Annotated in this window: 20 protein-coding genes; 9 read left to right on the plus strand and 11 right to left on the minus strand. The window is 69.3% G+C overall.

The window, feature by feature from the left end; all coding sequences use genetic code 11:
• Positions 1-47 precede the first annotated feature (47 nt).
• From H162_RS0101755 to H162_RS0101765, 3 genes are read right to left on the minus strand one after another with little or no spacing between them, the layout of a single operon-like run.
• A complete protein-coding gene (locus H162_RS0101755) occupies positions 48-581 on the minus strand; it encodes a GNAT family N-acetyltransferase (RefSeq protein ID WP_211223675.1) in 534 nt (177 codons plus the stop codon).
• Entirely contained in the window at positions 578-1,105 is a 528-nt protein-coding gene (locus tag H162_RS0101760) for a GNAT family N-acetyltransferase (protein WP_020651724.1), read from the minus strand. Before H162_RS0101760 ends, H162_RS0101755 begins: the two co-directional genes overlap by 4 nt.
• Positions 1,106-1,165: 60 nt before the next feature.
• On the minus strand, positions 1,166-2,458 hold the full coding sequence (locus H162_RS0101765; RefSeq protein WP_020651725.1) for an amidohydrolase family protein: 1,293 nt from the start codon (positions 2,456-2,458) through the stop codon (positions 1,166-1,168).
• A 202-nt stretch (positions 2,459-2,660) separates the two neighbouring features.
• On the opposite strand from H162_RS0101765, the gene H162_RS32465 reads away from it, so the two are divergent.
• The 3 genes from H162_RS32465 to H162_RS0101785 all read left to right on the plus strand — a co-directional run bounded on the left by H162_RS32465 (position 2,661) and on the right by H162_RS0101785 (position 7,149).
• On the plus strand, positions 2,661-3,527 hold the full coding sequence (locus H162_RS32465; RefSeq protein ID WP_084676903.1) for a phasin family protein: 867 nt from the start codon (positions 2,661-2,663) through the stop codon (positions 3,525-3,527).
• Between the two features lie 96 nt (positions 3,528-3,623).
• The gene (locus H162_RS0101780; protein ID WP_020651726.1) at positions 3,624-5,375 is read left to right on the plus strand and encodes an ATP-binding cassette domain-containing protein; all 1,752 of its coding nucleotides are present in this window, start codon (positions 3,624-3,626) and stop codon (positions 5,373-5,375) included.
• A complete protein-coding gene (locus tag H162_RS0101785; protein WP_051109859.1) occupies positions 5,362-7,149 on the plus strand; it encodes an ABC transporter ATP-binding protein in 1,788 nt (595 codons plus the stop codon). The genes H162_RS0101780 and H162_RS0101785 overlap by 14 nt, the downstream gene beginning before the upstream one ends.
• A 148-nt stretch (positions 7,150-7,297) precedes the next feature.
• Here H162_RS0101785 and H162_RS0101790 read toward each other — a convergent pair whose 3' ends face one another.
• Together H162_RS0101790 and H162_RS0101795 are read right to left on the minus strand one after the other, a co-directional pair.
• Positions 7,298-8,050 carry a DUF2243 domain-containing protein gene (locus H162_RS0101790; protein WP_020651728.1) on the minus strand — a complete coding sequence of 251 codons (753 nt, stop codon included), beginning with the start codon at positions 8,048-8,050 and terminating at the stop codon, positions 7,298-7,300.
• A gap of 102 nt (positions 8,051-8,152) precedes the next feature.
• Positions 8,153-8,794 carry an FMN-dependent NADH-azoreductase gene (locus H162_RS0101795; RefSeq protein WP_020651729.1) on the minus strand — a complete coding sequence of 214 codons (642 nt, stop codon included), beginning with the start codon at positions 8,792-8,794 and terminating at the stop codon, positions 8,153-8,155.
• Between the two features lie 177 nt (positions 8,795-8,971).
• Here H162_RS0101795 and pdxR point away from each other — a divergent pair, with 177 nt between their 5' ends.
• The 4 genes from pdxR to H162_RS29900 all read left to right on the plus strand — a co-directional run bounded on the left by pdxR (position 8,972) and on the right by H162_RS29900 (position 13,628).
• Positions 8,972-10,411 (plus strand): MocR-like pyridoxine biosynthesis transcription factor PdxR, encoded by a 1,440-nt coding sequence (gene pdxR / locus H162_RS0101800; protein WP_026354114.1) that lies wholly within the window; start codon positions 8,972-8,974, stop codon positions 10,409-10,411.
• Positions 10,412-10,500: 89 nt separating this feature from the next.
• Positions 10,501-10,953, plus strand: coding sequence for a carboxymuconolactone decarboxylase family protein (locus H162_RS0101805; RefSeq protein ID WP_020651731.1), 453 nt, complete (start codon positions 10,501-10,503; stop codon positions 10,951-10,953).
• Positions 10,954-11,020: 67 nt separating this feature from the next.
• Positions 11,021-11,341, plus strand: coding sequence for a DMT family transporter (locus H162_RS0101810; protein WP_020651732.1), 321 nt, complete (start codon positions 11,021-11,023; stop codon positions 11,339-11,341).
• 214 nt (positions 11,342-11,555) lie between these two features.
• A complete protein-coding gene (locus tag H162_RS29900; RefSeq protein ID WP_020651733.1) occupies positions 11,556-13,628 on the plus strand; it encodes a diguanylate cyclase in 2,073 nt (690 codons plus the stop codon).
• A 6-nt stretch (positions 13,629-13,634) separates the two neighbouring features.
• Here H162_RS29900 and H162_RS0101820 read toward each other — a convergent pair whose 3' ends face one another.
• From H162_RS0101820 to H162_RS0101845, 6 genes are all read right to left on the minus strand, one after another.
• A complete protein-coding gene (locus H162_RS0101820; RefSeq protein ID WP_026354115.1) occupies positions 13,635-13,925 on the minus strand; it encodes a hypothetical protein in 291 nt (96 codons plus the stop codon).
• A gap of 96 nt (positions 13,926-14,021) precedes the next feature.
• Complete coding sequence (locus tag H162_RS0101825; RefSeq protein WP_026354116.1) at positions 14,022-14,864, minus strand: hypothetical protein; 843 nt, start codon at positions 14,862-14,864, stop codon at positions 14,022-14,024.
• 8 nt (positions 14,865-14,872) lie between these two features.
• Positions 14,873-18,505, minus strand: a complete 3,633-nt coding sequence (locus H162_RS0101830) for a tubulin-like doman-containing protein (protein WP_020651735.1) — start codon at positions 18,503-18,505, stop codon at positions 14,873-14,875.
• Positions 18,506-18,556: 51 nt separating this feature from the next.
• The gene (locus H162_RS0101835) at positions 18,557-19,015 is read right to left on the minus strand and encodes a hypothetical protein (RefSeq protein WP_020651736.1); all 459 of its coding nucleotides are present in this window, start codon (positions 19,013-19,015) and stop codon (positions 18,557-18,559) included.
• 17 nt (positions 19,016-19,032) lie between these two features.
• On the minus strand, positions 19,033-20,520 hold the full coding sequence (locus H162_RS0101840) for a hypothetical protein (RefSeq protein WP_020651737.1): 1,488 nt from the start codon (positions 20,518-20,520) through the stop codon (positions 19,033-19,035).
• Positions 20,517-21,998 (minus strand): hypothetical protein, encoded by a 1,482-nt coding sequence (locus tag H162_RS0101845; protein WP_020651738.1) that lies wholly within the window; start codon positions 21,996-21,998, stop codon positions 20,517-20,519. The genes H162_RS0101840 and H162_RS0101845 overlap by 4 nt, the downstream gene beginning before the upstream one ends.
• Positions 21,999-22,211: 213 nt before the next feature.
• Between H162_RS0101845 and H162_RS0101850 the strand changes: the two genes are divergently transcribed.
• Positions 22,212-23,267, plus strand: coding sequence for a hypothetical protein (locus H162_RS0101850; RefSeq protein WP_020651739.1), 1,056 nt, complete (start codon positions 22,212-22,214; stop codon positions 23,265-23,267).
• A 59-nt stretch (positions 23,268-23,326) separates the two neighbouring features.
• Positions 23,327-24,502, plus strand: a complete 1,176-nt coding sequence (locus H162_RS0101855; RefSeq protein WP_020651740.1) for a GAF domain-containing sensor histidine kinase — start codon at positions 23,327-23,329, stop codon at positions 24,500-24,502.
• Positions 24,503-24,658 lie beyond the last annotated feature (156 nt).

Consider the following 24,658-nt stretch of genomic DNA (forward strand, 5'->3'; position numbering starts at 1 on the left):
TTGACACTGTCATCGTATCACCGGATGCGACGCCATGCGCACGCGGCTCAGCCGTTGGGTGGAGGCAGGTCGAGCAGGTAGACGTTGACGGCATCCTCGCCCGGCGCCAGCGCGGCCAGGCGGTCGAAACGCATGCCCAGCTTCAGCAGCAGCCCGATGGAAGCCCAGTTGCCCGGCGCGGTGATCGCCGCCAGCCTGCGGATGCCGAGCGCGGCCGCATGCGCGGTCACGGCGCGGCCCGCCTCGATGGCGTAGCCATGGCCGCGAAAGCGCGGCAGGAAGGCATAGCCGATGTCCACCTCGTCCAGCAGCTCGCGCTTGATCAGGCCGCTGAGCCCGGCCGGGGCGCCGTCCTCGAGCCGCTCGACCATGTACAGCGAATGGCCGCGTGCGTCCTGCATCGCGACCGGTCCCTCGCGCAGGGCGCGCCTGGCGTCGTCGAGGGAGCGCAGGCCGCGGTCGCCGATGTGCTCGATGAAATCGGGATCGTTGACCAGCTCCAGGTAGAACGGCGCGTCGTCCTCGGACAGGGTGCGCAGGCGCAGGCGCCCGGTGCGCAGGATTTCCTTCACCCCCGTCATTCGTCCGCCGTCGGCCAGTGGTCCGGGTCCTGCAGCAGCTGGTACATCACGTAGGCATCGACATAGCCGAAGCGCTTGTGCCGGAACGCCTTGGGCAGGGTGCCGACGATCGAGAAGCCCAGCTTTTTCCAGAGCTTGACGGCGGCGGTATTGGTGCTGACCACGTAGTTGAACTGCATGGCCAGGTAGCCCTGGCGGCGCGCCTCCTCGATGCTGTGCTCGCCCAGCAGGCCTCCCACGCCGGCGCCCTGCGCCGACGGGTTGACCATGAACGAGGCGTTCGCCACGTGGTGGCCGCGCCCGACCTGGTTCGGCACCAGCCGGTACATGCCCAGCACCCGGGCGCCGCCCATGGCCGCGACATAGGTGTTCACCCCCGGCCCGAGCCAGTAGTGGTATGCGGCTTCGCGCGAGGTGGCCGGGGTAAACGTGTAGGACTCCCCAGCGGCGACAAGATCGCTGAAGATACTCCACATCGACTCGAAGTCGGCGTCGGTGGCGGGACGGATCTGGATATCGTTCACGGCAGCAGGGGCTTTACCGAACTGGAAAGCCTCGTATTCTGCCCCAAACCGCCGGGTTTTTCACCTACTGTGTGTAGCTTGGGGTGCTATACGGAAATTCACATTGTCTGGGCGTCCGGGCAATTGCAACGAGGCATTGGAACGCGGGGCTTGCGCCACCACCTGGCCCCGGCGCAGCACCATGCGGCGCGCCGCGCGCAGGCGGATCGCCTCGACCGTGGAACCGGCATCCAGGATCACCAGGTCGGCATGGCAGCCCGGCTCGATGCCGTAGCCGTCGAGCCCGAGGATGCGCGCCGGCGTCTGCGTGACCGCGAGGAAACACTGGTGCATGGCGTCCAGCCCGGTCATCTGCGCCACGTGCAGGCCCATGTGCGCCACTTCCAGCATGTCGCCCGATCCCATGCCATACCAGGGGTCGAGCACGCAGTCATGACCGAAGGCAACGTCAACCCCGGCCGCCAGCAGTTCCGGCACCCGGGTCATGCCGCGCCGCTTGGGATAGCTGTCGTGGCGGCCCTGCAGGGTGATGTTGATGAGCGGATTGGCGATCGCCGCCACGCCGCTCTCGGCGATCAGGGGCAGCAGCTTGCTCGCGTAGTAGTTGTCCATCGAATGCATCGAGGTCAGGTGCGAGCCCGCCACCCTGCCCTGCAGGCCCAGGCGCTGGGTTTCGAAGGCCAGCGTCTCGATGTGGCGCGACATCGGATCGTCGGTCTCGTCGCAATGCATGTCCACCCGCAAGCCTTTTTCGGCAGCGAACTCGCACAGCAGCCGCACCGATTCGGCGCCCTGCGCCATCGTGCGTTCGAAGTGCGGGATGCCGCCGACCACGTCCACGCCCATCGCGATCGCGCGCCGCAGGTTGCCGAAGGCGCCCGGGCTGCGCAGCAGGCCATCCTGCGGGAAGGCCACCAGCTGCAGGTCGAGGTAGGGCGCGACGCGGCGCCGCACCTCCAGCAGGGCCTCGACCGCCAGCAGCCGGTCGTCGCAGATGTCGACATGGGTGCGGATCGCCAGCAGGCCGCGCGCCACCGCCCAGTCGCAATAGCGCAAGGCGCGCTCGACCAGGGCTTCCTGGCTCAGCTGCGGCTTGAGCTCGCCCCATACGGCGATGCCTTCAAGCAAGGTGCCGCTGCGGTTCACGCGCGGCAAGCCATAGCTGAGCACGGCGTCCATGTGGAAATGGGCGTCGACGAAGGGCGGGCTGACCAGGTCGCCCTCGGCGTCGATCTCGCGGGCGCCGCGGGCCTGCAAGCCGGGCTGCAGCGCGGCGATGCGTGCGCCCTCGATGCCGATGTCGATGCCGCTCTTGCCGTCGGGCAGCGTGGCGTTGCGAATCACGAGATCCATGCAATCCTCCTTGTCTGGTGGAACCCTGATTGTAGCGATTTCGTCCACACTCGGGCGGCCCTCCCGTGTGTTAAAACAACTAATGCTGCATCGCAATATTACCCTTGTTAAATACTTCGCATTGTGCATTGCAACACCCAGCAATCGTGGGATACACTAGACGATATTGCAGTGCGCCATATTTGACCGACAAGGAAATCTCATGACCTCAATTCCAGAGCAATTGTCCGCAGCACGCACCGCCCAGCTGGAGGCACAGTTTGCCCTATTCCGTACCCTGACCACCCAGGCGCTCGACAACGCCAGCAAGGTCGTTGCGCTCAACCTTTCCGCCTCGCGCGACTCGGTCGAACGTTCTTCGAACGCGGTGCGCCAGCTGTTTTCCGCCACCAACCCGAGCGACCTGCTTGAACTGCGCTCGCATGCCGAAGAGCAATTCCGCAGCCTCTTCGCCTACAGCCGCGAACTGTTCAGCATCGCCAGCAGCGCCCAGGCCTACGTGGTGCGTCCGGAAGTCTTCGGCGCCGCGACGCTGGCCGCGCCCTTCTCCGCGCCTGCACCTGCAGCGGATGCCGCCTCTGCCGCCGCCGAGGCCGTCACGGCCGCCGCCGCCCCAGTCGAGCGCGCCGTGGCCGAGGTGACCGAGCCGGTCGCCGAGGCAGCGTCCAGGAGCGTGGCCGATACCGTGTCCGAAGCGGCGCAAGCCGTGGCCGAGGCCAGCGAACCGGCTGTCGAAGCCGTGTCCAGCACGGTCCAGGCCGAAGCCCAGGCGGCCGCCGAGGCCGTCGAGGCCGTGGCCGAGAAGGCGGCCGAAGCGGCCGGCGCTCCTGCCGATGCGCCCGCAGCCCCGGTCCAGGAACCCGTGGTCGCCGAGGAACCCGTGGTGGCCGTGGAAGCGGTCGCAGCGGTCGACGAGCCGATCCCGGTCGCTCGCCAGAAGCCGGTCGCCAAGGCCGCCGGCAAAGGCGTGTCGAAAGCCTCGGTGGTGCCGCATCCGGCCTCCGCGCCGGTCTCGGCCTCCGCACGGGCGCCGAAGGTCGACCTGGCTTCGCACAAGCGCAAGAAATAATCCTGGCAACTTGCGGGCTGCGCCCGCTGGCCAAAACTACTACACTAGCGGGCTTCGGCCCGCTTTTGTTTTTCGGGCGCACTCCAAGGAATTTCAATGAGTCTGGCAAGGCTGATCGGCGGATTCGTCCGCCGGCACTGGCAATCCTATGCCTCGTCGGCAGTGATGCTGGTCGGCGTGGCCATCTGCACGGTGCTGATCCCGCGCAAGGTGGGCGCCCTGATCGACGGCCTGGCGGCGCACCGCCTGGGCGAACACGAGCTGCTGATCGGCCTGTTCCAGCTGCTCGGGCTGGGCCTGGCGATCTATGCGCTGCGGGTCGGCTGGCGCATCCGGCTGTACACGGCCGCCTACAAGCTCGGGGTCGAGCTGCGCACCCGCCTGTATGCACGCCTGGCGGCCCAGGGGCCGGCCTTCTACCAGCGCCAGCGCACCGGCGACCTGATGGCGCTCGCCACCAACGACGTCGACGCCATCGAGATGGCGGCCGGCGAGGCGATGCTGGCCGGTTTCGACGGCACCCTGACCCTGGTGATGGTGCTGGGCATCATGACGCTCGGCGTCGACTGGCGCCTGGCCACCATCGCCCTGCTGCCCTTCCCGCTGATGGCGCTCGCCTTCTGGCGCATCTCCTCGCACATCCATACCGCCGAGGGCGACGCGCTGAAGCGCTTCTCGGCCCTCAACGACCATGTGCAGGAATCGCTGTCCGGCGTGCGCACCCTGCGCGCGCTCGGCCTGGAACGGCGCAGCGCGCAGCAGTTCGGCGAACTGGCCGGCCACGCGGCGGCGGCCAGCCTGAGCGCCCAGAAATGGGAAGCCGCCTACGAGCCGGCGGTCGGCCTGACCCTGACCGCCGCCACCGGGCTCACGCTCGGACTGGGCGGCTACCTGGTCTGGCACGGCGAACTCACGGTCGGCGCGCTGACCAGCTTCTCGATGTACCTGGGCCAGCTGATCTGGCCGATGTTCGCCGCCGGCTGGGTGCTGTCGCTGATCGAGCGCGGCCGCGCCGGCCTGGCGCGCCTGCAGCCGCTGCTGGAAGCGCCGCTGAGCGTGGAAGACAAGGGCGCGCTCGAGCAGGTCGGCAAGGGCCCGCTGGTGGTCGATGGCGTCACGTTCTCCTACCAGCAGCAGGAAAAGCCGGCGCTGGACCGGGTGTCGCTCACCCTCGAACCCGGCCAGACGCTGGGACTGGTGGGACCGACCGGTTCCGGCAAGTCGACCCTGCTGCGCGTGCTGATGCGCCAGGCCACGCCGCAGCAGGGCCGGGTCGGCTGGGCCGGCCATCCGCTCGACGCCTACCGGCTGGCGGCGCTGCGCGCCGCGACCAGCTGGGTGCCGCAGGAATCCTTCCTGTTCTCGGCCACGATCGCCGAGAACATCGCGCTGGCGCGTCCGGGCGCCTCGCGCGCCGAGATCGAACAGGCGGCGAACATGGCGGCGATCCACGACGACATCCTGCGCTTCCCGCACGGCTACGACACCCCGGTCGGCGAAAAGGGCATCACGCTCTCGGGCGGCCAGCGCCAGCGGGTGGCGATCGCGCGTTCGCTGCTGGCCGACAGCCCCCTGCTGCTGCTCGACGACGCCCTGTCGGCGGTCGACACCGGCACCGAGACCCGCATCCTCGAACACCTGGAGGAGCTGCGCCGCGAACGGCCGGAACGCGCGGCCATCATCGCCAGCCACCGCCTGTCGGCGGTGGCCGGGGCCGACCGCATCATCGTGCTGCGCGACGGGCATATCGCCGAATCGGGCACCCACGACGAACTGCTGCTGCTGGACGGCTGGTACGCCAGCCAGTGGCGCTACCAACAACTGGAGGCCAGCCTTGAAGCCAGCTGACACCACGCCGGAAGTGCTGCGCGCCCAGGCCCGGCAGGCCTTCGGCCTGCTGCGCCGCGCCGCCGATCCCGAACGCCGCCACCTCTACTGGGCGAGCTTCTGGCTGGTGATCGCGGCCGGGCTGGAAGTCATCGGTCCGCTGCTGGGCAAGGCGCTGATCGACGACCACCTGCTGCCGCGCGAACTCGACTGGCAGCGCATGGCGCTGCTGCTGGGCGGGCTGGTGATCACCGGCTGGCTCGCGAGCTGGATCCGCTACCTGCAACTGGTGCGCCTGTCGGGCCTGGCGATGCGCTCGGTGCAGCGCCTGCGCGAATGGGTCTACGGCCACGTGCTGCGCCTGCCGATGGCCTTCTTCGACCGCGCCATCACCGGCCAGCTGGTCAGCCGCGTCACCAACGACACCGAGGCGGTCAAGACCCTGTACATCCAGGTGCTGTTCGTCATCCTCGACAGCAGCATCGTGCTGGTGGGAACCATGATCGCGATGGCCTGGCTCGACTGGCGCCTGATGCTGATCGTGCTGACCCTGGTGCCGGCCGTGGTGGGCATCGTGTGGCTGTACCAGCGCCTGTCGGCGCCGGCGGTGACGCGGGCGCGCGCGCTGCGCAGCGACATCAACGGGCAGATGTCCGAATCGATCGGCGGCATGAGCGTCTTGCAAGCCAGCAATGCCGAGGCGCGCTTCGGCGAGCGCTTCCTGGCCACCAACCGCGCGCACTACACGGCGCGCCTGGCCGAGCTGCGCGCCAACGCCTTCCTGCTGCGCCCCATGCTCGACATGCTCAACGTGGTGCTGCTGGCGATCGTGATCTTCGCCTTCGGCCAGCGCCAGATGAACGCGGTCGAGGTGGGCGTGCTGTACGCCTTCATCAGCTATATCGCGCGCGTGGTCGAGCCGCTGATCCAGATCACGATGCAGTTCAGCGGCCTGCAGCAGGCGGTGGTGGCCACCTCGCGCGTGTCCGCCCTGCTGGACGAGGAAGGCGCGCCCGAGCACGCGGCCGGGCGCAGCGGCACCCGGGACGCCCATGACCCGCACGCGCCGGCGGTGCGGGTGCGCCACCTGACCTTCGCCTACATCCCCGGCCAGCCGGTGCTGCACGACCTGTCGCTCGACATCCCGCAGGGCGCGTTCTTCGGCATCGTCGGCCACACCGGCAGCGGCAAGTCGACCCTGCTGTCGCTGCTGCTGCGCTACTACACCGTCGAGCAGGGCAGCATCGAGATCGGCGGCCTGCCGCTCGCACGCATCGACAACGAGCGCTTCCGCAACGAGGTCGGGCTGGTGCCGCAGGACCCGTTCATCCTGGCCGCGACAGCGCGCGAGAACATCGACATGGGGCGCGGCCTGCCGCTGGCGCGCATCGAGGCGGCGGCGCGCGCGGCGCATGCGCACGGCTTCATCGCGGCGCTGGAACAGGGCTACGAGACCCAGCTCGGCGAAGGCGGTTCGCGCCTGTCCTCGGGCCAGAAGCAGCTGGTGGCGATCGCGCGCGCGCTGGCCGGCGAGCCGCGCATCCTGCTGCTGGACGAGGCGACCTCGCGCATCGACAGCGCCACCGAGCAGATCGTGCAGGAGGCGCTGGAGGAGCTGCGCGGCAAGGTGACCATCATCGCGATCGCGCACCGGCTGTCGACCATCCGGGAAGCGGACCGGATCATCGTGCTGAACCATGGGCGCATCACCGAGGCGGGAGCGCATGATGAGCTGATGCGCATCGAGGGCGGGCTGTATCAACGGCTGTACCTGCTGCAGCAGATCGCGGTCTGAGGCAGGGTGGGCGGATTCCGCCCACGCGGTGACGGTTACAGGCGAGATCATCGCACCGGATATCGGCGCCGATCACTATCGCCGCGTGGACAGCGAGCTGTCCACCCTACCCTGCCAACGCAAGTGGCAAGAAGCACGTCGCTTCAGCTCAAACCTTGCTCCAGTCGAAGCATCCCGCCGGCACACCCGTCCCGCTCACCAGCAGCGCCCCATGCCGGCACAGCTCCCATCTCCGCCCTTCCGGCACCGCCACCACCACCACGCCCATCGCCCGATCGCTCCACACCAGCCTTCCATCCACCGCGTCGAGCGCGGCCAACACGTCGCGCGGTCCGGCGCCCGGGTGGAACACGACCGTGGCGACATCCTGCCCGGCCGGCGGCAGCAGCGCCCAGGCGCCGGCGCCCGAGGTCGCCGCGCTCAGCAGCAGCATGGCGGCGGCGGAACCACGCAGGCCGCTGTCCCCGGCGCGCGCCAGGCGCCAGCCGATCACCAGCGGCACGATGCCGAACACGCCCAGCCACAGCAGGTCCCACGGCAAGGGATCCGGAGCGTCGATGCGGATGCGGTGGATGCCGAGCAGCCAGTGCGACAGCAAGGCATCGACCACGTGCCAGGCGCCGAAGCCGAGCAGCGCCGCGCCAGGAAGCGCCCGGCCCCAGCCGGCCGCGCCCCGGCGCTGCGCACGCCACAGCCCGACCAGGCCGGCCAGCGCGACCGCATACATCAGGAGGTGGAAATACCCGTCCCACAGCACCTGCACGCGCAGGTCGTCCAGCCCGGGCACCAGGCTCAGCAGGTGGTGCCACTGGAGGACCTGGTGCAGCAGGATGCCGTCGAAGAAGCCGCCCAGTGCAAAGCCCAGGGCCGCTCCCCATCTTGTCCACGGTGATTTCCACATTGCATGCCCTTCTCTGCCACGCTCCGGTGCGAGGGCCAGTATAGTGCGCGCCCCCGTCGCGCGACGCCGGCTTGCGCAAGGCGGCGTCGCGCAGGCCCCGCTTCAGGCCAGGGCGCCAGGCACGGGATGCCGTTCAGGAAGCGACGAGAAATACGCGCGTATCCCGTGTTCCGCCTGGATCCTGGCCAGGGCCACCACCTGCTCGCCCAGGCCGGTGCCCTGCACCGAGAAGAAATGCAGGTCCCGCAGGCCGACCATGCCGAGGATGGCCGTCAGGTAGGGCGTGAGGAAATCGGGCTGGCGCGCCCGCTCGCCGGAATAGCGCCCGCCCGAGGACACGGCGACCAGGACCGGCCGGTCGCGCAGGCTGCCTGTCTTGCCTTCGGGGCCCACGGTGAAGGTACGGCCGGAGCGCACCACATGATCGATCCATGCTTTCAACACCGAGGGCACGCCCGCATTGTGCATGGGCGTGGCAATGACCAGGATATCGGCCGCCTCGACTTCGCGGATCAGCGCTTCGGAACGCAGCAGCGACGCATGCCCGGAGCGTCCGGCGTCGCCCTGGTGCTGGGCCAGTGCGATATCCGCGTCGATATGCGCAACCGGATCCTGTCCGATCATCCGGTCCATCAGCCTGGCGTTCGGACTGCGCTCGAACAGGCCTTCGACGATGCGCTGGGAAAGCCTGTGGCTCTCCGCCTCCTGGCCGCGGGGACTGCAACTGATACGCAGGATGTTCATGCTTTACCTTTCTGGATGGACAGGCCAGAGTCTAGGATCGGCTTGGCCCCATCGCCAGGGCCATGAAATGACATGGCATCGAGGTCATGATGTGCTGCGCCCCTTGGCCGCCGGATGCGCCTGTCCGGCGCCGCCGCCCACCCTTTACAGGGCCGGGCGGCGATGCTAAAAGACGCCATGACTATCGCAACGACCAGCAATCTCACTCCCCTGGACCCGGGGGCGAGCGCACCGCTCTACCGGCAGATCTATGAGCGCTTTCGCAGCGCCATTTCCAGCGGCATGCTCAAGCCGGGCGACCGCATCCCGTCGGCGCGTGCGCTCACCAGGGAGCTGGGCCTGTCGAGAGGCACGATCGACGCTGCGTATTCCCTGCTGGTCGCCGAAGGATATATCGTGGCCCGGGGCCAGGCGGGGTCCATCGTGACGCCCGGCCTCAAGCCGCGCGCACCCGTGGCCAGCCCGGAACCGCAGTCCGCCGATAGCGCCGCAGCACCTTCGTACCGCCCGGATTCGATCCTGCCGTTCCAGATGGGCTTGCCCGCCCTCGACGCCTTTCCGCGCAAGATCTGGGCGCGCCTGGGCGCGCGATGCATACGCGCCATGCAAGCGGCCGACATGGTCCATCCCGCGGTGTTCGGCCTGCCGCAGCTTCGCGCGCAAATTGCCGCCTACCTCCACATGGCGCGCGGAATCGACTGCGCGCCGTCCCAGGTCTTCGTGACCTCGGGCTACCGCCACACGATGCAACTGATCTGCCAGGCCTTGCTGCAGGCCGCAGACCAGGTCTGGGTCGAAGATCCGGGCTACCCGCCGACCCGCGACCTGCTCGGGCGCTTTCACCTTGCTGCCGTCCCGGTGCCGGTCGACGGCGAAGGCATCGTGGTGTCCGAAGGAAGCAGGCTGGCGCCGCGGGCGCGCGCGGCCGTGGTCACGCCTGCCCATCAGAGCCCGCTGTGCGTGACGCTGTCGCTGTGCCGGCGCCTGGAACTGCTGGACTGGGCGGCGCGCACCGGCGCGTGGGTGATCGAGGACGACTACGACGGCGAGTACCGCTATGTCAGCCGTCCCCTGCCTGCCTTGAAGAGCCTGGACCGCGACGGGCGGGTGCTGTATGCCGGCACCTTCAGCAAGGTGCTGCTTCCCAGCCTGCGGCTGGCCTACCTCGTGGTGCCGGAAGCGCAGGTCGGGTGCTTCGAGCGGGCCACCGAGGCCTTTGCCGGAAGCCCGCAGCTGACCCAGGCCATCGTCACGGCCTTCATCACGGAGGGCCATTTCGCGCGCCATATCCAGCGCATGAGAAAGCTGTATGCGGAGCGCCGCAATGCGGCCACGGCGGGCCTGGAGAGCGTCCTGGGCAAGTACGTACGCATCGACCCGCAGCCGGGCGGCATGCACCTGATCCTGCGCCTGCAAGGCGGACAACCGGACCGGCAGCTGGTCGCGCGCATGCGCGAACACGGCCTGTACGGCGAAGCATTGACCAACTGGAGCGCAGGGGAAGGAGGCAGCCCGGGCTTGCTGCTGAACTTTACGAACGTCGACTCGCATGACACGGCCGCGAAACTCGGCCGCCGCCTGCTGGCGCTGATGCAGGCAGGGCCGGCGCAGTCATGACCTGCTCCAGGAACCAGATCATGGACCTTCCGGCATGGGCCAGGAGCGCGCACGATGGCGTCCTTCACCAACCCATGCAAGGAAATGAAATGACTCATCGTGCTGACTACGCCAAGGCCTCCCCCGACGCCTACCGGGCATTCGGCGGCGTGTACGCCACCCTCCAGCAAGCCAGCCTGCCGAAACAGCTGGTCGACCTCGTGTACCTGCGGGTATCGCAGATCAATGGCTGCGCCTTCTGCATCGACATGCACTCGCGCGATCTCCTGAAGTCCGGCCTGTCGACCGACAAGCTGGTCCTGCTGCCGGTCTGGCACGACGCCGGCGCCATGTTCAGCGTCCGCGAACGCAGTGCGCTGGCCTGGGCCGAAACCGTGACGCGGGTCGCCGGCGCCGGTGTTCCCGACGCCGACTACCAGGCCGCCGCCGCCGAATTCAGCGACAGGGAACTGGCCGATCTCACCTATGCGGTCGGCCTGATGAACGCCTTCAACCGCTTCGGCATCGCATTCCGCACCCAACCCGCCGCCGTCAGCGCCTGACCGGCCTGCGCGGACGCGCCGCCGTCGCCAGGCGCGCGTCCGTAGCCATTCAAAGGAGTTGTCACCTATGGCCTGGGCCTTGCTTACCATTGCCGGCATCCTCGAAATCGCCTTCGCCTTCAGCATGAAGGCATCCGAGGGCTTCACGCGCCTGCTTCCTTCGCTGTTGACACTCGCCTCCGGCCTGTCGAGTGTCGTGCTGCTTTCGCTGTCGCTGCGTACCCTGCCGGTCGGGACCGGCTACGCGGTCTGGACCGGGATCGGTGCGGCGGGCACCGCCGTCCTCGGCATGGCCTTCCTGGGCGATTCCGCCGCGCCGGCCCGGATAGCCTGCCTTGCGCTCATCCTGGCAGGGGTGCTGGGACTCAAGCTGGTGTCCGCCGCCTGAACCGACCGCCGGCGCCGGTCCCGCCCGGGCCGGCGCCCGGGCCGGGAACCCGGGGCGAGCGGGCTGGATAGTAGTAGTGACATTTTAGTAGTGACATTTCCTGCATATGCATGTGTCATTTTAGTGACAATTGAAGAGAAAGTAGAATTTCCCTCCTGCAACAGCCCTATAATATTTCCAAACAATTCCCTCAACGGCCTCACGAGACCGAGCCATGTCAGCAGCCCTGCAACGCGCCCTCGCGCGCTCCCGATGCCTCGCGCTGGCCGCGTCGCTCTGTGTCGCCCCGGCTCTGGCAAGTACCGGGGGCACGCCTGCGCTGACCGAACGCCTGGCCGAGATCCGCGAAATCAACCGCTTCGTTCCGGAACGCGCCATGCCCTTGCTGGCGGCGATGGAGGCGGAAGGCCGCGCCGCGCCGCTGGCGCAGCGCATCGAATTCCTCAGCCAGCTGGCCCAGGCCCAGTTCGGACTGGGCCGGCACGACCTGGCCAGGGCCCTGGCCGACGAGCTGATCGCCATCGGACGGGCCGAGAACAACAACCGGGCGCTGGCCAACGGGCTGCTGCGCCAGGGCTACATCGTCTTCGCGCAGCACCAGCTGGCGGAATCGCACCGCTTGATCTGGGAAGCGGAAAAGCTGGCGCAGGCCACCGACGACATCGACCTGCGCGTGCGCACGACGATCTCGTCGGGCGAGTCGTATGCGGAAGAAGGCAACCTGCCGGCCGCCCTGGAACGGCTGCAGGCGGCCGCCAACCTGGCGCGCCAGCACGGCGACCCGATCCACACCGTGATGGCCCTGAACGCGCTGGCGCGGCACTACCGCCTGATGCGCGAATACGACAAGGGCTTCGCGGTGCTGGACGAAGCCTACAAGGCGGCGGAAAAGGCGAATTCGCCGGGCCGCACGGCCACGCTCAAGAATGCGGAATACGCGCTGTCGATCGAGACCGGCCAGATCCAGCGCGGGCTGCGCGCCCTGCAGGACAGCCTCGCGCTCGAGCGCAAGATCGGCGCCCTGGCACGGGTCGCGTATTCGCTGGTGAACCTGTCCGACTGCTACCTGAAGATGCACGACTACCGCCAGGCCGCGGCCTATGCCGAGCAGGCGATCGCGGCGGCGCGCGGGCTCAACGACCGCGAAGTGGAAGCCACCGCCCACCTGAACCTGGGCCAGGCCTACCTGGCCACCGGCAGGCTGGCCGAGGGCAAGCGGCACATGGAACTGGGCGTGACCGGGTACGCCGAACTGGGCGACAAGCCGGAGCTGCAGGTGGCGCTGGTCGAATACGGCGCCGCGCTGGAGCGCGCCGGCGACCTGGCGGGCGCCCTGCGGGCCTACCACCGCGAACGCGGGATTTCCAACGAACTGTTCGAAAAGCGCCGCCAGCAGGCCATGCTCGACCTGCAGGAAAAATACGAAGCCGACAAGAAACAGCGCCAGATCGAGCTGCTGCGCAGCGAAAACCAGATCAAGTCGACCGAGCTCGACAACCGCCGCCTGCAGCAGCGCGTCTGGTGGCTGCTGGCCGTGGTGTTCGCGCTGGCGTCCGTGATCGTCGGCCTGCTGTACCGCAAGGTGCGCCATGCCAACGCCCAGCTGCACGAAAAGAACCGCGAACTCAAGCAGCAGAGCGTGCGCGATCCGCTGACCGGCCTGTACAACCGGCGCCACTTCCTCGAATTCATGCGCGGCCTGCCGCCTGGCGACCCGCGCTGCGCCAGCAGCGAGCAGACCGGCGCCCTGTTCCTGCTCGACGTCGACCATTTCAAGCACATCAACGACACCTACGGCCACGCCGCCGGCGACGCGGTGCTCACGGCGATGGCCGCCGGCCTGCGCGAGATCCTGCGCGAGACCGACATGATCGTGCGCTGGGGCGGCGAGGAATTCCTCGCCTTCCTGCCGGCGATCCCGCGCAGCGGCCTGGACGAGGTGGCGCAGCGCATCCTGGGCGGCATCAATGCCATCACCGTCGAGCACCAGGGCATGACGCTGTCGGTGAACGTATCGATCGGCTTCTCGCCCTTCCCGCTGGCGGTCGGCAGCCAGGTGCTGCCGTGGGAACGCGCCGTCAACCTGGTCGACATGGCGCTGTACATGGCGAAGGCGCACGGCCGCAACCGCGCCTACGGCGTGCGCGGCTTCGCCGACCCGGAGCGGGCCTGCATCGACGAGATCGAACAGAACCTGGAGTGCGCGTGGCGCGCCGGACGGGTCGATTTGTCGGTGGTGATGGGCGAGCGCCAGGAACTGCGCGTCGCCCATGTCGCCCACGCCTGACGCGCCTTACTTGTCCTGGATCTTCTCGCCGGCCTCCTCGAGCTTCTTGCCGACCTCCTCGGTCGCACGCTCGAGCCCGCGGCTGGCGTCGCGCGTCGCATCCTCGACCTTGTCGCGCGCCTCGTCGGCGGCGCGATCGGCCTTGGCCAGTTCGTCCTTCAGGGAATCCGTGACCTTGGCGCCCGCCTCGTCGAGCGCCTTGCCGGCACGCTGGGCCGGGCCCATCGCCTCTTCCTCGCGACTGCAGCCTGCCAGCACGGCGAGCGCCAGCAGCGTGCCCACCATGGTTGATTTCATGTCGATCTCCTTGCCGTTTCCTGATTTCTGATGCCTGAAGCATACACCGGCGGCCGCCAACGCGGCTGACGGCAGCCTGATGAGCGGCCGGTCCGCTCAGCGCGCGCCGCGCGCCGGGTCGGCCAGCGGATGTTCGCGCTTGCCCGCCTCGATGCGCTGCTTCAGTGCGCGCGTCCCCTCGTCCTCGCCCCAGCGCCGCGTGAAGGCCGCCAGGCGCGTGCGCGCCTTGTCGTAGGCCGAGGCCTTGAGCAGCTTCTCGACCGCCAGGCGCGCCGCTTCCCAGGCTTCGCGCCGCTGTTCGGCGCGGCTGCAGTCGCCCGCCGCCTTGTTCAGCGCATCCTGCACCTGGCGCAGCTGCTCGCTGCTGGCGCGCGTCGAACGCAGTTCGATCAGCGCGTCCTGGGCCGCGCGCGGCTTGCATTCCTTCGCCAGCGCGATGGCGCTCTCCATGCGGCGTTCGATCAGCGCCTGCGAGGGATTGGCGATCAGCCAGAGCAGCCACAGCGCGCCCAGGATCACGATCCACCAGCGCAGGCGGACCGGGCGCCGTCGCGTCGGGGAACGTTCGCGGCGCTGGACCGGCGCGGCGGCGCCGGATGCGCCGGCTGCGGGTGCGCGCGGCGCGGGACCGGATGCCGGACGGTTGCCGAACGGCGTGGCGCCTGGCGGCGCGGGCTGGGGCGGCGCAGTCCGCGGCGGTGACGGCGGCGGCTGGGGCGGAGGCGGCGATGGCGATGGCGGCGGCACCGTCGGCTGCACGGCGTCCGCGGCGGCGGCCAGGGGCGCCACGGTGGGCGCCACCTTGTCCAGCGACGGCGCGACAGGCGCCGCCCCGGCCTGCTGGGCCGTCCCGCACCACGGGCAGAAGTTCACCCGGCGCGGGAAGCCCCGGCCGCAGCCGGCATTGATGCAGCGGTAGAGCGCCTGGTCCTGGCTCATGCCATCCTTCATTCGGGGTCCGGGACGCCGTCATCGGGATCGGGGATCGCCGTCCCCAGCAGCGCCGCCAGTTCCGGCAGCGCGCCGACCGTGCTCCACTTGCCGAGCCTCGGATCCCAGCGCATGTCCCAGGCCCGGGTGGCGTGGTCGACTTCGCCGCGCGCCGCCTGCTGGGCGATCTCGGCGGCGGTGTAGGGTCCGCGCTGGGCGCCCTGCAGGAACAGCTTGTAGCGGGTCTCGCCTGGTACCACCGGCGGCGCGGCGGCGACGCCGGCCTGCGGCGGACGCCGCAGCGCCTGCCCCGCCCGCTCCTCGCTGGCCAGCACCTCGGGCAGGATCACGCGCTTGTCGACCGGGCGCTCGACTTCCCAGCTGTAGGCGTCGGCGGCCGAACCGGGCACCGGCTCGGTCCAGCCGGCGATGCCGCTCAGCGCCGTCTCGATCTGCTCGGGCGACAGCGAGGGGTCGGTGTTCGCCGCGCGCCGGATCCACTGGTCGTACAGGCGCCGCGCGGTAATGTTCGGCAGCGAGGGCGACGGCAGCTGGGCGCCGGTTTCGTCGACTTCGAGGCGCGGCTCGTAGACCCGCAACTGGTAGTGGCGCATCAGGGCGGCCAGCAGGGCCAGCTGGTGCGCGCCCAGCCCCGCCAGGCGGTGCTGGACCGCCGCGATCACCTGCTCGCGGTAGTACGGCGGCAGGCCGTTCGAGCGGATCGCATACTCGTTGCCGATCTGGAGCCATTCGCCGGAACCCGGCTCGACTTCGAACAGGTATTGCCCGCGCGGCTGGAACGCCGCTTCGCGGTCGCCCAGGTCAGGCTTGCGGCGGATCACGCCCAGTGCGATCGCCTGCAGGAACCACTCGTAGTCGTCGGCCAGCCGGTTCAGTTCATCCATCGAGGGCGAGATCGGATGGCGGAAGCGGGTCGCGTCGAAATGCAGGTGGGTCGGGATCTTCGGGTTCTCGATCTGGTACGAGGCGCGCCAGGTCGGCAGGCCGCGCAGCACCGTCATCGGATAGCCCGACAGCTCGATGTAGCACACCGCGCGCCCCCCTATGCCGGTGTTGACGATCGAGACCAGGTCGCCGTGGAAGTACCCGGTCGGCACCGCGGCGCGCAGCTCGGCTTCCATCCGGCGCCAGGCGGCGACGTCGCCGACCCCGATGAAGCACTTGAACTGGTCGGCGTTGGGCGTGAACTCGGCCGAGAAGCGCGCGTTCACCCAGGGCATGGCGCTGCGGATCCATTCGGCGAACACGCGCTGGCGCGCCGAGGGCGACATGGCGCCCAGGCGCTCCAGCAGCGGATCGACCGGCTCGCCCTGGGTCAGCTCCTGACTGGATAGTTGCAACTGGGCGCGCCGGAACAGCTTGAGCAGCAGCTCCGCGCGCAGGCGCTCGTCGCCGAGCTGGGGGAACAGACGCGCCGAGCCGCCGAATTCCAGCAGCACCTCTTCGCTCCAGGCGCTGACGTCGCCCGCCAGGCGCACCGGCTGCGGCGTCACGTTGTCCACCATCTTGATGGTGGTCGCGTGCTCGTGGCGGGCGTCGGCGCGCAACTGGCTGATGCGCTGGTCGGCCGCCGCCAGCATCGCCTGCACCTGGCGCCGTCCTTCCTGGAACCCGCCGGCGACGCCGCTCCACTGCGCCTGCCCCTGCTCGTCGGTGCCCTGCGGATCGCCCAGCCAGGCCGACAGGGCGCGCATCACCTCGATCGCCTGCCCCGCCGCCACCGCCAGCAGGTGGAAGCGCAGGTAGTCGGCGATGTCGCGCTTGAGGTGGTTCATCACTTCGCGCGCCTGGGCTTCCTTGCCGAACAGGCGGCTGGATGCCTGCGACAGGTTGTTCAGCGATTCCTCGACCTGGCGGGTGCGCAGCGCGTCGCGGATGTCGCGGTAGCGATGGCCGTTGCGTTCGGCGTGGCGGATGTCGCGCACCACCAGGCGCGCCTTGACCTGCTCCAGCAGCGACAGCACGAATTCCAGCCCGCCCTGCTTGCGGTCGTCGAGCAGCGCGTACAGGCGCTCGCGCACGCTCCCCTTCAGGCGCGCCACCAGCTCGCCGGTATGGCGCTTGAGGCGGTCCTCGCTGGTCTCGGCGGTGGCGCCGGCCTCGCGGATGGCGTCGCGCTCGAGATCCGGCAGCAGCTCGGCCACCTTCTCGCGCCACAGCTTGAGGTCGTAGGACGCCATGATGCGGTCCATCTCGAGCTGCACCTTGCTCTCGACCCGCTCCAGCAGCGAGCGGCCGTCGCGGCCCTGCAGCAGCGTATTCGTGAGCGCGTACTCGGGGAAGGCGGTCACGTCCACCGTGCCCTTGCGGAAGTCGGGGAACTCGTCGAACGGGCGCTCGCCCATCTCCATCTGCTCGCGCATGAAGCTGTCGCGCTCCTGGTCGCCGGCGCGGCGCGCGGCGCTGTCGCTGCCGGCCAGGCCGAAGAAGGCCTTGACCATCAGGCCGGCCAGCTCGTAGGCGCGGATGTCCTCGCGCAGGCTTTGCTGGGTGTCGAGCACCGACTGGCCGAAGGCCGAGTACACCTTCGAGTACGACAGGCGCATGTCGCCGAAGCGCTGCTCGGGCACGCGCGGATTGTAGGGCCCCAGCTTGTGCTGCTGCTGGTTGACCGCCACCGAGCGCTTGCGGTTGGCGAAATCGGCCGAGGCGAAGTCCTCGAACAGGGTGTCGGCCACCATCTGGTACACGTCCTTGACGTCGAGCGTGGCCTTGTTCGCCAGGTTGGCGGTGTCGACGAAGTACACGTCGTCGAAGGGCGCGCCGCGTCCGGCGATGCTGTCCGGGTCCATCCACTGCACCCGCGCGTTCATGTCGCGCATCGCGGTTTCCAGCTCCATCAGGGTGGCGTAGGCGTTGGCCTCGGTGCGCTCCTTGTTGGCCTTGGCGAAGCCCGAGGGCATCAGCAGCACCAGGTCGACCTGGCTGTCCGAGACTTCCTGGCGCGCGATCGCCTTCGACAGCCAGCCCAGGTCGAGCACGCTGCCGGCGCCGGTGCCGCCGGCGGCGGAGGCGATGACGACGATGCGGAACTTCGAGGTGTCGACCTGCAGGCCGAGGCGCTGGTAGTTCTCCTTGCGCTCGATGCCCGCGTTACTGCTCAGGAAATTCAGCGCGCCCTTGATGCGGCCGCGCAGCTTCGGGTACTTGTCGAACAGGTAGAGCCGCGCCAGCGCGCGGATCTGGCCCGCGCCCTTGGACGGATCGATGCCGAGCGAGCGCAGTTTCTTGGGCCGCAGCGGCATCCAGCTTTCGATCAGGGGAAAGCGCGCCAGGCTGTCGTCGGACTCGTGGTATTGCGGCAGGTCGAGCGGCTCGACCAGGCGCTCCTCGTCGGACAGTTTCACCAGCTCGTACCAGGGGTCGGTGCGCTGCGACTTGCCTTCGTCGATGACGGCGTTGGTGTCCAGGTCGAAGTGCAGGAAGCGCGCGACCGGAAAGTCGCCGATCGATTCCACGCGCGTCGGCTGGTGGCGGTTCCAGACCGCCGACAGGATGCGGCGCCGGATGCGCATCATCACTTCCATGCCGGTGCCGCCCGCGCCGATGAACAGCGTCGGCCGCAGGTCGACCTTCAGTTCGGCGGCGGCCTTGGCATTCAGGCTCGCCGGATTGGGAAAATCTGCCATGTCGTTCTCTTTCAGCTTTTTAGGTGACGGCGCCCGCTCAGCGGCGCCCGCTCAGCGGCGTCCGGTGAGCAGCGCCGCGGCCAGCGCCACCACGCCCACCGCCAGCAGCGGGCCCATGACGGCGAAGGTCAGGAATTTGCTTGCGTTGATCATCGCCAGCACCGCCGCCGCCGACAGGAAGCCGAGGCCGACGAACAGCATCCAGCCGGCGCTGCCGGCCGACGACGGCGCCACCCGGCGCACCACCAGGTGGTGCACGTAGGCGTTACGCACGAAGAAGTAAATCACCAGCAGCACCAGGAACACGGCGGCGCCGATCGCCAGGTCGCGGTTCGAGGTGTCGGTCACGGGCGCCGCGCCTTCCATCCCCGGCACCACCTCGACCGGGCGGCCGGCGGTGTCGGGCGCGGTCTTCGGCAGCGTATCCTGGGGCGAGGCCGATTCTTCCGGCAGCTTGAAGCCGGGATCGCTTGGCGACGGGGCGGTGGCGGGTGGCTGGGTTCCTTGCATGGTGTGTCCTTTCGTCGTCAGCGGCCGAGCCGCACCTGTGCGCCTTCGCGCACATCGAGCAGCTGGTGGCCGAACAGGGTGGTCCTGAGCTGGGCCACCTGCTTGCCGGCCCTGTCATAGACCGGTTGCGTGGTGCCGGCGCGGCCGCGCATGGTGCGCGGCTCGTCCTCCACGGTGAGCTGGGCCACGCGCGGGCGGGCCCAGACATACGCGGCCGCCGCGGCGGCCGCCAGCAGGGCCAGCATGCCGGCGCCCAGCGCCATCAATGGTCCCATGCCGTAGTGCACCCTCACCTCGACCGGCAGCACGGCGCTGGAGGCCTGCACCCGCGCCGGCGGGATGAAGATGTCGGGCAGCGGGTCGCCCGGGAACAGCTCCGCCATGCGCGTGCGGAAGGCCTGCGACAGCACCAGCTTCTGGTCGGCCAGGTGCAGTTCGATCCGTCCCGGCAGCACGTAGGCCGAGCCGGCCGACTTGAGCGCGGCCACCGACCATTTGTCGGGCATGTGGGCCACCGGCAGCGCCATCGTCGAGCCGAGCGGCGCCGGCCTGCCGGGCGCGAGGTCCTGGACGCGGCTGCTCTCGAGGGCGATCGGGCGGTTCTCGCCCGCCAGCAGGGAGCGCGCCGACAGCGTGGCCGAGGCGATCGTGTACGGGTACATCGTGTTTTCGAGCTGCCATTCGATGCGCGCCTTCGGCGTGCGCGCATCCGGCGCGACGTCGGCGCGCAGCAGGCCGCCGGCGGCCTGGGCGAAGGACACGCCGGGCGCGTTCTCGACCTTGCGCGGCGCCAGCCGCACGGTGCCGCGGTCGAGCGGCTTGAGGCGGGCCGGCGCCTCGGTGATCACCTGCTGCACCCTGTTCGCCGCCAGCAGTGCGTCGAGCGCGGCGCTGCCCTCGGCGCCCACCGCGAAGGCATACACCATCAGGCCGTTGGCGCTGTAATGCCTGCCTTTCACCGGCATGCGCAGCGGGAAGGCCAAGGCCTTGGCGATGGCCTGGCCGTCGTGGATCAGCCGGTAGAACTCGCGGTTGCGCGCCGCCGTCGCCTGGTCGTTGTGCGGGCTGTTGCGGTTGTTCGTCACCAGCCACACGATGCCGGGCTTGCCGCCCAGCGCCTGGCGCATGGCGGCGCTCACCGCCTCGCCCAGGTCGGTATCGGCCAGGGCGCCGCTGCCCGGCTTGCGCGCCGTGTCCAGCGCCGCCAGCGCCTGCACGACGCGCGGGCGCACGCTCTCCCGCCCCGCCTTCAGCGACAGCAGCGCGCGCGGCGACGGCGCACCGGGCAGCGACTGGTTGAAGGCCGCCAGCACCAGGGCGTCGCCCGGCTGCACCACGCTGCCGGCCAGCGCGCCGACCAGCGGCTTGAAGGGCGACTTCGGGTCGCTGTAGAAAGGCTCCATCCAGCCCGAGTTCTGCACCAGGAACACGTGCGGGATGGCCAGGGCAGCGGCGGACGCGCCGGCCAGCAGGGCCGCGGCCAGGGAGCGGGACAGGATCTTCACGCCAGCTCGTCCAGGCGCCAGCCGCGCATCTGGCTCCAGTCGGGATGGTGCAGCCACAGGCAGTTGTCGTAGACCAGCGGCACGCACTCGAGGGGCCGCGCCAGGCGCGCGATCTCGTCGAGGATCACGTTGCGCCGGCCGATCCATTCGACCGTGGCGCGCGGGATCACGCGCTCGCCCAGCGCATCCTCGGCGCGGCCGGTGTACTTGTGCAGGCGCAGCACCAGGCCGCTCGGCTGGCTGCGGTTGTTGTTGAAGCTGCGCAGCAGCGGCAGCACCAGGGTGTCGTCCTGGCCCAGGTCTTCGATGTGCTCGGCCGACCACGGCTCGTCCACCACCGGATGGCCGCGCCGGAACAGGAAGTTCGCGAACCCCAGGCGCGCGCCGTCGATCGGCGCCTGCGCCGGCTGCTCCGCGCCCAGTTCGAGGAAGGAATAGCCCTGTCCGTCATGGCCGATCTGCCACAGGCGGCCGTCGCGGCCCTGGGTCGGACCGCCGAAGGCCAGGCGCGGCTGCCAGTGCGGCGGCCAGGGCAGGAAGTGCGGCACCTCGCCCGGGCGCCAGGCCAGCTGCCCCTGTTCGTGCAGCCAGAACAGGCGGCCGTCGTAGCCGATCGGGCGCGACCAGCCGGACGCCGGCAGGTCGGCACAGACGTGGTCCTGGATGTCGGCCAGGTCGGTGCGCGCGCTCCACAGGTGCACGCCATCCTCGGCGACGGCCAGGCAGGCCAGGTGGCGGCGCATGAGGCCGGGCGCCGCCGCGACCGGCGCATCGAGGATGGTCTCGGTGCGGTAGGTTTCGCTGAGCGGGTTGATCCACAGCCGGTGCAGGCCGGAGGCGGACGGCACCAGGGCGACCTCGCCGCGGCGCGCCTCCCGGGCCGGCAGCCATGCATATGCCGAGGCGCCGAAGGCCAGGCCGGCCGCGCCATCCTCGGGCGCCAGCACATGCCACAGCTGCGCCAGCGGATCCCAGTATTGCAGCACGCCGCGCCCGTGCGCCAGCGCCAGCAGGCGCTGGCCGGGAAAGCCGAAACCGGCGGCGGCGAACACGCACACTGCATTCGGCGGCGCCGGCATCGCCAGGTCGGCGCGCCCCGGTGCCGGAGAGGCCGGACGTTCCTCCAGGCTGTCGCCCAGCGCCAGCGCGGTGACCGGCAGCCCGTGCGGCACGTGGCGCGGCAGCGACTGGTCGTCGCCCGGTCCCCACCAGCCCTGCCGGCGCGACGGCAGGCCGTCCAGGCGCTGCAGCGGACGGCCGCAGTTCGGGCAGTGGGCGAAGCCTTCCGGATAGATGGGGGCGCAGGCGCAGGCGGTGGGCAGCGAAGCCCCGAGCAGATGGGCGACGTCGGGCAGCCGGCTGCGCGCGTGGGACTGCCAGTCGATCCGGCCCAGTCCCTCGGTCGCCAGCAGTTCGAACTGCCCGTTCCTGTCGTCCTCCTGCCAGATACTGGCAGGCGTTTCCCATCGGTATGCCATGTCTTTGTACCGTTCACGCCGCCATTTGATTTATCGAAACACGACCTGTCGAGGTCGTTGTTGTTGCTCAAATCATAGCGCCACCAACTGTCGCGCGGCGCGCCGTTCGAGGGGTAGCATGGGGTGACACTGCCAGGATCAATAAACGGGCCTATCGGGGGAACTTCGGTCTTCGACCTTATAATGACGGCCCGGATAACCCAGATTGTCGCCATGCATTCCGCAGCCCTGACCACCGCCGCGCAGGCGGACGACCTCCCCCTTCACGCCATCGACGCCGCCGCGGCCCACCTGGCCGACGTGCTGGCGTTCGCCATCGAACACGGCCCCGCGCATGCGGCCCTGGTCGTGTACGACACCCGCACCGCCCTGTCGCGCGCCCTGCTCGAGGCCTACCGCCGCAACCTGCCGCAGGCGAGCTTCATCGATTTCGATGCGACTTCCCCGGACGAGGTGCTGGCGGCCTTCCGGCGCATGGCCGCGCAGGACCTGGTGGTGCTGCTGCAATCCACCAATTTCCGCCTGGACGGCTTCCGCATCCGCGTCGAGCTGTTCAAGCTGGGCCTGAAGGTGATCGAGCACGTGCACCTGTCGCGCATGCCCGGCGTGCAGCGCGAGCATTACATCGAGGCGCTGGCCTACGACCCGGCCTATTTCCGCGGCACCGGCCGCGCGCTCAAGGCGCGCATCGACACGGCGCCGCATGCGCGCGTGTGCGGCGGCGGCGAGACCCTGCACTTCGCCTCCGCCTTCGAGCCGGCCAAGCTGAACGTGGGCGACTATAGCGAGATGAACAACGTCGGCGGCCAGTTCCCGATCGGCGAGGTGTTCACCGAGGCGCTCGACCTGGAGGCGGTGCACGGCCGGGTCCAGGTGCATGTGTTCGGCGACACCAGCTACCGCTCCAACCGCCCCGATACGCCGGTCACCCTGGTGATCGAGCGCGGCCGCGTGGTGGCGGCCGAGAACGCCACGCCGGCCTTCCAGGAAGTGCTCGACATCATCCGCGCCGACGAGGGCGAGGTCTGGGTGCGCGAACTCGGCTTCGGCCTGAACCGCGCCTTCACGCGCGAGCGCCGGGTCGACGATATCGGCACCTACGAGCGCATGTGCGGCATCCACCTGTCGCTCGGCGCCAAGCACGGGGTCTATCCAAAGCCGGGTTTCAAACGCAAGGATGCGCGCTACCATATCGACGTATTCGCCGTCACCGAGGCCGTGTACCTGGGCGAGGAACAGGTCTACCAGGACGGCCGCTGGCAGGTATAAAGCCGGCAGCCCGGCAGGTGGCGCGCCACGGACATTCCTATATGCATAGGAGCGCCACCATGGACGAGGACGTTTCCATTTACGTCAACGAGATCCAGGCAATCAGCGCCGTGCCCCGGATCCTCGAGACCGTCGCGGCCATGACCGGGCTGCGCTTCGCCTGCATCGCCCACGTCACCGCCACCTCCTGGACCACCTGCGCGGTGCATGACCGGCTCGACTTCGGGCTCAAGCCCGGCGACCAGCTCGACATCAGCACCACGATCTGCCAGGAAGTGCATGAAACCCTGCAGCCCGTCATCATCGACAGCGTCCGGCATAGCGAACGCTACCGTGACCACCCCACGCCGCGCCTGTACGGCTTCCAGAGCTATTTCTCGATCCCGATCTTCCGTCCGGACGGCTTCTATTTCGGCACCCTGTGCGGCATCGATCCGGAACCGGCGCGCCTGACCGACGCCGGCACGGTGTCGGCCCTGAGCCTGTTCGCCGAGCTGATCTCGCGCCAGCTGGAAACCGAGCGTTCGCTGCGCGCGGCGCGCACGGCGCTGTTTTCCGAACGCGAGACGGCCGAGCTGCGCGAGCAGTTCATCGCGGTGCTCGGCCACGACCTGCGCACGCCGCTCGGCGCCATCCTGAACGGCGCCGACCTGCTGAAGCTGCGCAGCACCGATCCGGCCACCCTGCAGGTGGTCGAACGCATCCGCCGCAGCGCCAGGCGCATGGCCGGCCTGGTCGACGACGTGGTCGATTTCACGCGCGGACGCATGGGTTCCGGCATCGCGCTCGACCTGCGCCGCCACGAGGACATCGGCCCGCTGCTGGAACAGGTGGTGGACGAGCTGCGCGCCGCCTACCCGAACCGCCGGCTGGTCACGGCGATCGCCCCCGGCATGTCGCTGCGCTGCGATGCCCAGCGCCTGGCCCAGCTGCTGTCCAACCTGCTCAAGAACGCCCTGGTGCACGGCGCGCCCGAACGTCCCATCATCGTCAAGGCGCACATCGACGACAGCAGCTTCGTGCTCGAGGTCAGCAACGAAGGAGCGGACCTGAGCCCCGCCATGATCGACCAGCTGTTCAAGCCCTACTGGCGCGCCTCGTCGCGCGCCGGCGACGAGGGCCTGGGACTGGGCCTGTACATCGTCGACCAGATCGCACGCGGGCATGACGGCGCGATCCGGGTCGAATCGGCAGGCGGGCGCACCTCCTTCATCTTCTCGATGCCGGCCGAATAGGCGTCTGAACAAATGCCATGCCAATCGGCACTTTGACTATCGATTCGACGCCAAAAGCGCCCTGCCACTGTAGAATCACGGTCATATGCACTATGTATCAGGATTTTTACAATTCCCCAAACCAATTGCCGTGGAGCTAAGGCTAGAATAGTTTTT

The sequence above is a fragment of the Massilia niastensis DSM 21313 genome, assembly GCF_000382345.1.
Classification (GTDB): Bacteria; Pseudomonadota; Gammaproteobacteria; order Burkholderiales; family Burkholderiaceae_D; genus Telluria; species Telluria niastensis.